Here is a 12761-nt window from a genome sequence, read left to right on the forward strand (position 1 = left end):
GCATTATTCCTTTTAAATCAATAAGTTATATTAGGTTAAAAAATGATCAATTTAAGGCTGGGTCACTGTTCATGGCGATTGTGGGACGTTTTGTAGTGGTTGTGAACAGGGTTATCCACAGATAGTGTGGAAAACCCTTTTCAAGATCGAGACGCTTAAAAGTCAAGCATTATTCTGGCTTTTGGAGGCGTTTCAAAAGCGACGAAGTGTCCCAGCGTCCTCCATCCATGCGTTGCACATCAGCATAAAATTGGTCAACAAGGGCGGTGACGGGTAGCGTGGCGCTCAGTCGACGAGCCTGCTCTAAACAAATCCCTAAATCTTTGCGCATCCAGTCCACTGCAAAGCCATGATTGTACTCATTGGCAATCATCGTTTTGTGGCGGTTTTCCATCTGCCATGAGCCTGCCGCGCCTTTAGACACCACATCGATCACCTGTTGTTGGTCCAGCCCTGCTTGTTCAGCGAAGTGCAAGCCTTCGGCAAGACCTTGTACCAAGCCAGCAATACAAATCTGGTTAACCATTTTGGTAAGCTGGCCACTGCTAGCACTGCCCATCAGAGTGACGGCGCGAGCATAGTGATCAAGGATGGGTTGTACAGCGTCAAAGTGTGCCTGTTCTCCACCGCACATAATCGTCAGTGCGCCATTTTCTGCCCCTTGCTGCCCGCCAGAAACGGGGGCATCTAGAAAGGCCACGCCTTGCTTGCGGCAGATGGTGTCTAGCTCCAGGGCTAGGTCTGCAGAGGCGGTGGTGTGGTCGATGAGATAGGTGCCGGCTGTCATGCTGCTCAGCACGCCATCGGTGCCGATAGTTACTTGCCTGACGTCGTCGTCATTGCCTACGCATATCAAAACAAGGTCAGCGCCGTCAGCGGCTTCTTTGGGGGTGGCATGTGCGGTGCCGCCATACTCGTTTGCCCAGGTATCTGCTTTACTGCTTGTGCGGTTGTAAACACGCGTTGTAAGGCCTTGTTTGGCAAGATGGCCTGCCATGGGGTAGCCCATAACGCCCAGGCCAATAAAAGCAACAGTAGTGATGGTTCGCATAGAGCACCTTGTGGGTGTGTGATGAGTATTAGGGGGCTGGAATATTATGTGTAGAGTAATAAAGAAAAGAGAACTTACGACAAGCAAAAGGCCACCCGTGGGTGGCCTTTTATTATCCTAGTCACGCTACGTTGTTACCGTGGCGTTATTTTTTAGGATAGTCGCGCATATCGTGGCCGATATACAGCTGACGTGGGCGGCCAATTTTGTAGCTTTCGCTGAGCATTTCATGCCAGTGAGAGATCCAGCCAATGGTGCGAGATACCGCGAAAATAACGGTAAACATATTGGTCGGTATGCCCATGGCTTTGAGAATGATGCCAGAGTAGAAGTCGACGTTTGGATACAGCTTACGCTCAATGAAGTACTCATCTTCAAGGGCGATTTGCTCTAGGCGCTTGGCGATTTTGAGCTGCGGGTCGTCAGCTAAGCCAAGCTCGGCAAGGACTTCATCACAGGTCTCTTTCATTACTTTGGCGCGCGGGTCAAAGTTGCGATATACGCGGTGACCAAAGCCCATCAGCTTGAAGGGGTCGTCTTTATCTTTTGCTTTGTCGACAAACCGCTGAATGTTTTCTTCAGAGTCGTCGCCAATTTCATCAAGCATATTCAGTACGGCTTCGTTGGCACCGCCGTGTGCTGGGCCCCAAAGTGCCGCAATACCGGCGCTGATACAGGCAAAGGGATTGGCGCCGGTTGAGCCTGCTAAGCGTACTGTAGAGGTCGATGCGTTTTGCTCATGATCCGCGTGTAACATAAAGATGCGGTCCATGGCTTTCGCGTACACTGGGTTGATTTTGTACTCTTCGCACGGATTGCTGAACATCATGTAGAGGAAGTTTTCTGCATAGCTCAGGTCGTTGCGGGGGTAGTTGAACGGCTGGCCGACATTATATTTGTGCGACATTGCGGCCAGGGTCGGCATTTTTGCAATGAGGCGAATAGCGCTGATCACGCGATCTTCTTCTTGGGTAATGTCCATGTGGTCATGGTAGAAGGCAGCTAGGCCGCCAACGACGCCACAAAGAATAGACATTGGGTGCGCATCGCGGCGAAACCCTTTGAAGAAATTGTTGATTTGGTCGTGCACCATGGTGTGGTTACGAATGCGCGACTCGAAATCTGCATACTGTTCATCGTTAGGCAGTTCACCGAATAGTAGGGTGTAGCATACCTCGACAAAATTAGACTCTTTGGCCAGTTGGTCGATAGGGTAGCCGCGGTGTAGCAGCACGCCCTTGCCGCCATCAATATAAGTGATAGCGGACTGGCAGGAAGAGGTGGCCATGAAGCCGGGATCGTAGGTAAACAGGCCTTCAGCACCTAAGCCGCGTACGTCGATGACGTCGGGGCCAAGTGTGCCGGAATACATGGGTAGTTCGATCGATTTTTCTAGACCGTCTACCGTCAATGTCGCTTTCCTGTCAGCCATGCTGGCCTCCTTTCGAATTCGGTTTGGGACGTAATGTCGTTGTTTCGCATACCGCGCCGGCGAAAAGGCTCGCCTACTATAGAAGTGTGCGACATTTTGTCAATTAGCCTAAGCGCTAGGTATCCTTGTACAGCTGTTGTTGTGTTGGATAATCTTTGTATATGATAAGCGTGGAGTTCGTGGTAGAGGCGTCAGGGGGTTGACGACACGTTAACGGACTTATCAAACCATCAATCTCCTGTCACTATAACCATGCTGCAACGCAAAATCGACTCAGGTTGACCTCATTTTTCTTGCACCATAGTCGAGTTAAGCTTGAGTTCGGTTTGTCAGCAGGGGCGAAGGTTCTTATAATCCACGGCGCGCGACCGGCAGGTAGGAGGTCGTGCTCGACTTGGCAACGGCCGAGCCCCTTCCAGCAACCACTGCCCGCTCGGGCCATGCCCGACCTGTCGCAGAGCGGGCCAAGAGAGTGTGTATAACGCCGTGAATAGCAAACGACCCGTAAACTTAGACCTTACTACGATACATTTCCCACTACCGGCGCTAACGTCGATTACACACCGTATTACGGGTGTCATCCTCTTCGTTGGCCTGATTTTCGCTTTTTGGGCGCTGGGTAAATCACTATCGTCTCCGGCTGGCTTTGATGCCGTCAGCAACGCATTGGCCAATAACTTTTTCGCCAAGTTCATTGCCTGGGGATTGTTATCCGCATTGGCATTCCATTTTGTAGCAGGTATCAAACACCTGTTGATGGATGCGGATATCGGCGTGACCCTAGAAGGTGGCGTGAAAAAAGCACAAATCACTGTTGTCGTCAGTGTCGTTCTGATCATCCTGGCAGGAGTTTGGGTATGGTAACCAACATCACAAGTTTTGGCCGTAGCGGGTTATCCGATTGGCTAATGCAGCGCGTTTCAGCGGTAATCCTGGCTGTATATACCGTCTTTATCGTCGCCTACCTGCTGCTCAATCCTAATCTGGATTACTACGCTTGGAGTGGACTGTTCGATCAAACTTGGATGCGTATTTTCTCGCTGCTCGCATTTGTTTCCATTGCAGCGCACGCCTGGATCGGTTTGTGGACGGTCACCACCGATTATCTCAAGTCCACTCGCCTGCGCGTGGGTGCCCAGACTCTGATTATTCTGGCCATCTTCGTATATCTGGTGTGGGGCATTCAAATTCTGTGGGGAGCTTGATACATGTCTAACCTTCGTAGCCTGACATTTGACGCCATTATCATCGGTGGCGGTGGCTCTGGCTTGCGTGCTGCTTTAGAGCTTGCCAAATCTGGCAAAAAGACAGCCGTACTGTCCAAAGTGTTCCCGACACGCTCTCACACGGTTTCTGCCCAGGGTGGTATTACTTGCGCCATCGCATCGTCAGATCCGAACGATGACTGGCGCTGGCACATGTACGACACTGTTAAAGGTGGCGACTACATTGCCGACCAAGACGCAGCTGAGTACATGTGTTCAGAAGGCCCGAAAGCGGTGTTTGAGCTTGAGCACATGGGGCTGCCGTTCTCGCGCTTTGATAATGGCCGTATTTATCAGCGTCCGTTTGGTGGTCAGTCGAAAAACTTCGGCGAAGGCGGTCAGGCGGCACGTACCTGCGCAGCCGCTGACCGTACTGGCCACGCACTGCTTCACACGCTCTACCAAAACAACCTCAAGAATAACACCACGTTCTTGAATGAGTGGTACGCGGTAGATCTGGTGAAAAACAGCAACGGTGATGTGGTTGGTTGTATCGCCATGTGCATCGAAACGGGTGAAGTTGTCCACGTTAAATCGAAAGCCACTGTTCTGGCCACGGGTGGTGCAGGTCGTATCTACGCCTCTACTACTAATGCCTTGATTAATACTGGCGATGGTATCGGCATGGCGCTACGTGCTGGCTTCCCGATGCAGGACATGGAAATGTGGCAGTTCCACCCGACCGGTATTTATGGTGCGGGTACGCTGGTCACTGAAGGTTGCCGTGGTGAGGGTGGTTACCTGATCAATAAAGATGGCGAACGCTTCATGGAACGCTATGCGCCGAATGCCAAAGACTTGGCAGGCCGTGACGTTGTTGCACGCTCAATGGTCATGGAAATTCTGGAAGGTCGTGGTTGTGGTGAGAAGGGCGATCACGTCTTCTTGAAGCTTGATCACCTGGGTGAAGAAGTTCTTGGTAAGCGCCTGCCGGGTATCGTTGAACTGTCGAAAACGTTTGCTCACGTTGACCCTGCTAAAGATCCGATTCCTGTCGTGCCTACTTGCCACTACATGATGGGCGGTATTCCGACCAATATTCATGGGCAGGCAATTACCCAGGACGAAAGCGGCAACGATCATATCGTTAACGGTTTGTTTGCTTGTGGTGAAGCGGCGTGTGTATCGGTTCACGGTGCTAACCGCTTGGGCGGTAACTCGCTGCTGGATCTGGTGGTCTTCGGTCGTGCGGCGGGTATGTTTATTGAAGGCGCGCTGAACGAAGGTATTGATTACCTGGATGCTTCTGAATCTGATATCGAATCAGCGATGAAACGTATTACGCGCTGGAATGAATCGGAAGGTGGCGAGAGCATTCCTGAGCTTAAAGCAGAGCTCCAAGACATCATGCAGACCTCTTTCGGTGTATTCCGTGAAGAGAAGAATATGCAGGAAGGTGTCAAAAAGCTGGCGGATCTGCGCAGCCGTATTGCCAACGCGCACCTGCCTGACAAGTCCAATGCGTTCAACACGGCGCGTGTTGAAGCTTTAGAACTTGATAACCTAATGGAAGTGGCAGAAGCAACGGCGATTGCTGCCCTTGAGCGTAATGAGAGCCGTGGTGCGCACTCGCGCTACGACTATCCTGACCGTGATGATGTCAACTGGCTGAAGCACTCGCTTTACTTCCCGGCCACGAAAGAGCTGAAGAAGCGCGACGTTAACTTCAAGCCGAAAACTGTTGATACATTCGAGCCTAAGGTTCGCACCTACTAATCTCTGCACTGACGAGAGGGAGTCACCATGTCTAACCTTCAGGTATCCGTATACCGCTACAATCCGGAAACCGACTCCGCGCCCTATATGCAGGAGTTCCAGGTCGATACCAAAGGCCGCGATCTGATGGTGCTGGATGTTCTGCATCTGATGAAAGAGCAGGATAGCGGACTTGCGTTCCGTCGCAGCTGCCGTGAGGGCGTATGCGGTTCCGATGGCATGAACATGAACGGTAAAAACGGCTTGGCATGTATTACGCCGCTGTCAGATGTTGTGAAAGGCAATAAGCTGACCTTGCGCCCGTTGCCGGGTCTGCCGGTTATCCGCGATATGGTTGTGGATATGGGACTGTTCTATAAGCAGTACGAGCGCATTCAGCCGTACTTGCAGAACGATGAGCCTGCACCAGCGATTGAGCGTCTGCAATCACCAGAAGAGCGCGACAAGCTAGATGGCCTGTATGAGTGTATTCTTTGTGCATGCTGCTCTACGTCATGCCCATCGTTCTGGTGGAATCCAGACAAGTTTGTCGGTCCGGCTGGTTTGCTTCAGTCTTATCGCTTTCTTGCGGATACACGTGACACGGCTACCCGCGAACGTCTTACCAGCCTGGAAGATCCGTTCTCCGTGTTCCGTTGCCGCGGCATCATGAATTGCGTTGCGGTTTGTCCAAAAGGGCTAAATCCGACCCGTGCAATTGGTAAAATTCGTGAAATGTTGTTGGCTGATGCGACGTAAACGCCTAATCCTATGAAAAAAATGCGATCGCTACGTAAGTTGCTGCACAAAGCCACTTAAATCGTGGCGCTTCGCTTGTTATCATAGGGGCGTTAGGTGGTGCGGCGACACGTCGCACTACCTAGCCAGTCAAGTTTAAAAGCCGGTGCCGCAAGTACCGGCTTTTGAGCATGAACTGATTGAGCACGACTAGATAAAAGAAGCCTTCGTATTAACGTAGTAAGTAGACGAAGGTATAATAGTACGTATGAAATAGAGCGTACTGAAGTGGTACGTAGTGAAAATGTAGTACTTACAGCTAGTATGAATAGGGCTTCCGGCCTTCGGTCGGCGCCGCCGGCATATGTCCCGCCCCGCCGGCAGGGCAATAGCGATGTCGTTGCGCGATTGCAGCGATACCGATACCACCCCATCAGTGCAGGGTGACCGAGAGATGCAACAAGGCATAATGGAGTTGATGTGGCGTTCCTCTCACGTTAGTGGTGGCAATGTCCACTACGTGGAAGCGCTTTATGAGCAGTACCTCGCCGATCCTGATTCTGTCTCAGATGAATGGCGCAGCTATTTTGATCAGTTGCCTCGTTCTGAGGGCAGTGCCTCCCACGATGTTCCACTAAGCCCCACTCGTGATCAGTTCTACCAACTGGGTCGTGAAAGTCGCCCAGGCCGGGTAGCCGCCGCCTCCGATAGCGGTGAGAATAAAAAGCAGGTGAAGGTCCTGCAGCTGATTAACGCATACCGCTTTCGTGGTCATCAGAAGGCCAATATCGACCCGCTAGGACTGCGTAATCCCACCCCCGTCCCAGACCTCGATCTGTCATTTCATCAGCTTTCCAAAGCTGATCTTGATACCGAGTTCCAGACCGGTTCGTTTTTTTTAGGTATTGATAAAGCACCGCTGCGTGAGATTGTTGATGCGCTGGAGCAGACCTATTGTCGCTCTATCGGTTGCGAGATCATGCACATTGTCGATACCGAAGAGAAACGTTGGTTGCAACGGCGTTTTGAATCGGTGCGCAGTGCGCCGAAATTCAGCGACGATGTGCGTAAGCATGTGCTTGAGCGCCTTACCGCTGCCGAAGGTTTGGAAAATTACCTAGCGTCTAAATATCCAGGTACCAAACGCTTCGGTCTTGAAGGTGGTGAATCATTTGTTCCGATGATGGACGAGTTGATTCAGCGCTCCGGCGGCTATGGCACTAAAGAAGTTGTTATTGGCATGGCTCACCGTGGCCGTTTGAACCTGTTGGTTAATATTCTGGGGAAAAATCCCGCTGAATTGATCGACGAGTTCGACGGTAAAAAGGTGATTGAGCGTGGTTCTGGTGATGTGAAATATCACCAAGGCTTCAGCTCTAACGTCATGTCGCCTGGTGGCGAAGTTCACTTGGCAATGTCGTTTAACCCGTCGCATTTGGAAATTGTTGCGCCGGTAGTAGAAGGCTCGGTACGCGCACGTCAAGATCGCCGTAATGATGAAGAGGGCAGCAAAGTACTGCCAATCAACGTTCATGGCGATGCAGCGTTTGCTGGTCAGGGCGTGGTCATGGAGACATTCCAGATGTCTCAAACCCGTGCCTATAAAACCGGTGGCACAGTACACATCGTGATTAACAACCAAGTGGGCTTTACAACGTCGAACCCCTTGGATGCGCGCTCCACCGAATACTGTACTGATATCGCTAAGATGGTTCAGGCGCCGATTTTCCATGTTAACGGCGATGATCCAGATGCGGTTATCCATGCGACCCAAGTGGCGTTGGATTACCGTCAACAGTTTAAGAAAGACGTTGTTATTGATCTGGTGTGCTACCGCCGCCGCGGCCACAACGAGGCCGACGAGCCATCGGGCACCCAACCGATGATGTACGCCAAGATTAAAGATCACCCTTCTTCGCGTTCACTCTATGCAAAACGTCTGGTCGAGCAGGGCGTATTGTCAGAAGAAGACGCTAAGGCAATGGTTGAAACCTACCGCGATGATCTTGTGGCAGGCAATCACGTAGCCAATGCCTTGGTGCAAGAGCCTAATACATCACTCTTTGTGGATTGGGCTCCCTACCTGGGGCATGAGTGGACCGGTGATGCAGACACTACCTTCGATATGAAGCGTCTGCAGCAGTTGGCCGCGAGAATGTGCGAGATTCCTGATGGCGTCGAAGTTCAGCGTCAAGTCGCTAAAATCTATGAAGACCGTCGCAAAATGCAGGCGGGCGGCATGGGGCTTAACTGGGGCTTCGCTGAAACGCTAGCGTATGCCACGCTGCTTGATCAGGGGCATCCGATTCGTATTACCGGTCAGGATGTTGGTCGTGGGACGTTCTCTCACCGGCATGCGGTTATCCATAACCAGAAAGATGGTTCTACGTACGTACCGCTGCAGAATATGTCAGACGGTCAACCGCGCTTTACCATTCACGACTCTTTCCTATCGGAAGAGGCTGTGCTGGCGTTTGAGTACGGCTACTCCACGACAGCGCCGGGTGACTTAGTCATTTGGGAAGCCCAGTTTGGTGACTTCTTCAACGGTGCCCAAGTAGTGGTTGACCAGTTTATCTCTTCTGGTGAGACCAAATGGGGACGACTGTGTGGACTGACCATGCTGTTGCCACATGGCTATGAAGGTCAGGGGCCGGAGCACTCCTCCGCGCGGTTAGAGCGCTTCTTGCAGCTGTGCGCTGAGCACAACATGCAGGTGTGTGTGCCGACGACTCCCGCACAGATTTACCATCTGATGCGACGTCAAGTCATTCGTCCGTTGCGTAAGCCGCTGGTGATCATGTCGCCGAAGTCGCTACTGCGCCACAAAGAAGCGGTATCTAGCCTAGAGGATCTTGCTCACGGCAAGTTCTACATGGTGCTACCGGATCAGGCGAATCTTGAAGCAGAAAAGGTGACTCGCGTTATCATGTGTGCCGGTAAGGTGTACTACGACCTAGCCAACTGGCGTGCAGAAAACGAGCGTGATGACACGGCGATTATTCGTCTTGAGCAACTCTACCCCTTCCCGAAAGAAGAACTTTTGGAAGTGCTCCAGGCGTATGCCAATGTGGAAGACATCGTGTGGTGCCAGGAAGAGCCCCTAAACCAGGGCGCTTGGTACTCAAGTCAGCACCACATGCGCGCCGTCGCCGATATGCTGAAAGATGGCCTCGGACGTGATTTGAAATTTGCAGGACGTCCTGCCTCTGCCGCACCGGCAGCGGGCTATATGTCCGTCCACACTGAACAGCAGCGCCAGCTGGTGGAAGACGCTTTTAACCTATAAGCGCCCACCGGGTTTAGAGAACATATAAGGGAAACGACATGGCTACTGATATCAAAGCGCCAACCTTTCCGGAATCCGTTGCCGAAGGCACTGTGGCTGCGTGGCATAAAAAGCCGGGTGACAGCGTTGAACGTGACGAGCTGATTGTTGAAATCGAAACCGACAAAGTGGTGCTAGAAGTCGTCGCACCGGAAGCGGGTACCCTGACTGACGTGATGGCCGAAGAGGGCGAGACCGTCGAGTCTGAGCAAGTGTTAGGCAAAATCGGTGAAGGCAGCGCGTCTAGCAGTAAAGAAGAAAAATCTTCTGACGATGCTAGTGCTAAAAAGTCTGTTGAGAAAAGCGAAGAGAAAAAAGCCAGCGGCGGTAACGGCGGTGGTAAGCAACATGACGTAAAAGCCCCAAGCTTCCCTGAGTCTATCCAGGAAGGCACCGTGGCAACATGGCACAAGAAGGTAGGTGAAGCGGTTAAGCGCGATGAAGTGTTAGCCGACATCGAAACCGACAAGGTGGTGCTAGAAGTTGTCGCACCTGCCGACGGCGCACTGGCAGAAATTAAAGCCGAAGAAGGCAGCCAGGTTGAATCCGAAGCGGTTCTGGCCATCTTTACCGAAGGTGCTGGTGGCGCTGGTGAAGAGAGCAGCAGTGCCTCTTCTTCAAGCGCTGCGGGTAGCGATGATGAAGGTTCTGATGAGAAAATCGGCGATAAGATCCTAGCGCCGGCGGCACGTAAGATGGTTGCTGAGCATGATCTGGATGTTGCCAAGATTGAGGGCACCGGCAAAGGTGGCCGCATCTTGAAAGAAGACGTGCAAAAAGCCGTGAAAGATGGTTCTGCCAAAAAAGCAGCGAAATCTTCAGCGCCGGCGAAAGCAGCCGCCGCCGCACCGGCAGTGGAAGGTGATCGCGTCGAGAAGCGCGTTCCAATGACGCGTCTGCGTCAAACTATTGCTAAGCGTCTGGTTCAGGCACAGCAAACAGCTGCAATGCTGACCACTTATAACGAAGTGGACATGACTGAAATCATGGCGCTTCGTGCGCAGTACAAAGATACGTTCCAGAAAACCCACGATATTAAACTGGGCTTTATGGGCTTCTTTGTGAAAGCGGCTTCTGAAGCACTCAAGCGCTTCCCGGATGTTAACGCCTCTATTGATGGTACCGATATCGTTTATCACGGTTATCAAGATATCGGCGTTGCGGTATCAACGGATCGTGGCTTGGTTGTACCGGTGCTGCGTGATACCGATAGCATGAAAATTGCCGACGTTGAGCGCACCATTGTTGATTTCGGTAAGCGTGGTCGTGACGGTAAGCTGGGCATGGATGACATGATCGGCGGCACCTTCACTATCACTAACGGCGGTACATTTGGTTCTTTGATGTCGACCCCGATTATCAATCCACCTCAAACCGCTATCCTGGGTATGCATAAAATCCAGGATCGTCCAATGGCTGTGAATGGTAAGGTCGAGATTCGCCCGATGATGTATCTGGCGCTGTCCTACGACCACCGCATGATTGATGGTAAAGATGCGGTACGATTCTTGGTTACTATTAAAGAGCTGCTGGAAGACCCGGCTCGCTTGCTGCTGGACGTATAACGGAGCGCGCTGATCCGCCTCCTCTGCTGTATTAGCGTTCTAATGCAATCGCACCTTGCCTCCTGCCCGTTTTAGGTTCAAATGGGGGGAGGCAACCAAGCTAAAGGAGCCAACATGGCTGACAAGTTTGATGTGATCGTTATCGGTGCAGGTCCCGGTGGCTACGTAGCGGCTATCCGCGCTGCGCAGCTGGGCCTGAAAGCCGCCTGTGTTGAAAAATGGATTGGTAAAGAAGGCAATGTCGTTCACGGCGGTACGTGTTTGAACGTCGGCTGTATCCCGTCTAAAGCGTTGCTTGAAGCCTCGCATAAGTTCGTCGAAGCCAAGCACGATTTCGACGACATGGGTATTAATGCCGGTGACGTCACGATGGACGTCAAAAAAATGATGGCTCGCAAGGACAAGATCGTTAAGAACTTGACCGGCGGCATCTCTGGCTTATTTAAAGCCAATGGCGTTACGGCTATTGAAGGTACCGGTAAAGTGGTTTCCGGTAAGCAAGTCGAAGTTACCGATCTAGACGGCAATACGACCACTTACGACGCTGATAACATCGTAGTTGCTGCAGGTTCCGTGCCGGTTGAAATTCCGCCGACGCCGCTAACCGAAGGCTTGATTGTTGACTCTACTGGCGCGCTGGAATTCCAGGAAACGCCGAAGCGTTTAGGCGTTATTGGTGCTGGCGTTATCGGCCTAGAACTGGGTAGTGTTTGGAACCGCTTAGGTTCTGAAGTTACTGTTCTGGAAGCGATGGATAGCTTCTTGCCGATGGTCGATACGGCGATCGCGAAAGAAACGCAGAAACTGCTCAAAAAGCAGGGGCTGGATATTAAACTGGGCGCCCGTGTGACTGGTTCGGAAACCAACGGCGACGAAGTCATCGTTAAGTACACCGATGCCAATGGCGAACAGGAAATGATCTTCGACAAGCTGATTGTTTGCGTTGGTCGCCGTCCGTACACCAAGGGTGTGATTGCTGATGGTGTGAGCGTTGAGCTGGACGAACGCGGTTTTATCTTTGTTGATGACCAGTGCCGCACTAACGTACCCGGTGTTTATGCCATTGGTGACTGTGTGCGTGGCCCCATGCTGGCGCACAAGGCATCTGAAGAAGGTATCATGGTCGCTGATATCATCGCTGGTCACAAAGCCGAGATGAACTACGACACGATTCCGAACGTGATTTACACGTTCCCGGAAGTAGCTTGGGTCGGTATGACTGAGCAAGATGCCAAAGCGAAAGGCATTGAAGTTAAGACCGGTAGCTTCCCGTTCGCGGCAAGTGGTCGTGCGATGGCGAACAACGCCACCGAAGGTAGCGCCAAGATTATCGCCGATGCGGAAACCGACCGTATTCTCGGCATGCATATCGTTGGTCAGCACGCGGGTGAGATGATTGCCCAGGGCGTGATTGCAATGGAATTCGGCTCCAGCGCCGAAGACCTGGCTCTGACCTGCTATGCACACCCGACTATGTCGGAAGCTGTGCACGAAGCAGCTCTTGCGGTAGATGGCCATGCCATTCATATGGCTAACCGTAAGAAGCGCAAGTAATTCGCTAAGCAACAACCAAGCGCCACCGTCAGGTGGCGCAACACTTTCGGCTCTGTGAGAAATCAGCGGGGACGAAGGTACGGGGATGCCCCGCTCTTTTAAAGCAGCGGGTCATCGTTCGAGTCACATGCAA

General features: G+C 52.1%; 9 protein-coding genes. 7 read left to right on the plus strand and 2 right to left on the minus strand.

The annotated features are described in order from the left end of the window. Nucleotides 1-169 precede the first annotated feature (169 nt). Nucleotides 170-1051 (minus strand): NAD(P)-dependent oxidoreductase, encoded by an 882-nt coding sequence (locus K7H08_RS05745; RefSeq protein WP_231657435.1) that lies wholly within the window; start codon nt 1049-1051, stop codon nt 170-172. 145 nt (nt 1052-1196) lie between these two features. After that, nucleotides 1197-2483: a citrate synthase gene (gene gltA / locus K7H08_RS05750; protein WP_083002030.1), complete on the minus strand. Its 1287-nt coding sequence runs from the start codon at nt 2481-2483 to the stop codon at nt 1197-1199. A gap of 486 nt (nt 2484-2969) precedes the next feature. Here gltA and sdhC point away from each other — a divergent pair, with 486 nt between their 5' ends. The 7 genes from sdhC to lpdA all read left to right on the plus strand — a co-directional run bounded on the left by sdhC (nt 2970) and on the right by lpdA (nt 12628). Then, on the plus strand, nt 2970-3347 hold the full coding sequence (sdhC, locus tag K7H08_RS05755) for a succinate dehydrogenase, cytochrome b556 subunit (RefSeq protein ID WP_171880175.1): 378 nt from the start codon (nt 2970-2972) through the stop codon (nt 3345-3347). Continuing rightward, nucleotides 3341-3688, plus strand: coding sequence for a succinate dehydrogenase, hydrophobic membrane anchor protein (gene sdhD, locus K7H08_RS05760; RefSeq protein WP_038482412.1), 348 nt, complete (start codon nt 3341-3343; stop codon nt 3686-3688). Before sdhC ends, sdhD begins: the two co-directional genes overlap by 7 nt. A 3-nt stretch (nt 3689-3691) precedes the next feature. Then, nucleotides 3692-5464, plus strand: coding sequence for a succinate dehydrogenase flavoprotein subunit (gene sdhA / locus K7H08_RS05765; RefSeq protein ID WP_009722512.1), 1773 nt, complete (start codon nt 3692-3694; stop codon nt 5462-5464). Between the two features lie 27 nt (nt 5465-5491). After that, nucleotides 5492-6202 carry a succinate dehydrogenase iron-sulfur subunit gene (locus tag K7H08_RS05770; protein WP_009722513.1) on the plus strand — a complete coding sequence of 237 codons (711 nt, stop codon included), beginning with the start codon at nt 5492-5494 and terminating at the stop codon, nt 6200-6202. A 433-nt stretch (nt 6203-6635) separates the two neighbouring features. After that, nucleotides 6636-9470, plus strand: coding sequence for a 2-oxoglutarate dehydrogenase E1 component (locus tag K7H08_RS05775; RefSeq protein WP_038486567.1), 2835 nt, complete (start codon nt 6636-6638; stop codon nt 9468-9470). 38 nt (nt 9471-9508) lie between these two features. After that, nucleotides 9509-11074, plus strand: coding sequence for a 2-oxoglutarate dehydrogenase complex dihydrolipoyllysine-residue succinyltransferase (gene odhB / locus K7H08_RS05780; RefSeq protein WP_038482415.1), 1566 nt, complete (start codon nt 9509-9511; stop codon nt 11072-11074). A gap of 114 nt (nt 11075-11188) precedes the next feature. Then, the gene (gene lpdA / locus K7H08_RS05785) at nt 11189-12628 is read left to right on the plus strand and encodes a dihydrolipoyl dehydrogenase (RefSeq protein ID WP_231657436.1); all 1440 of its coding nucleotides are present in this window, start codon (nt 11189-11191) and stop codon (nt 12626-12628) included. The last annotated feature ends 133 nt before the right edge of the window (nt 12629-12761 follow it).

Origin of the sequence: Halomonas sp. IOP_6 (assembly GCF_021151565.1) — a bacterium.
Classification (GTDB): Bacteria; Pseudomonadota; Gammaproteobacteria; order Pseudomonadales; family Halomonadaceae; genus Vreelandella; species Vreelandella alkaliphila.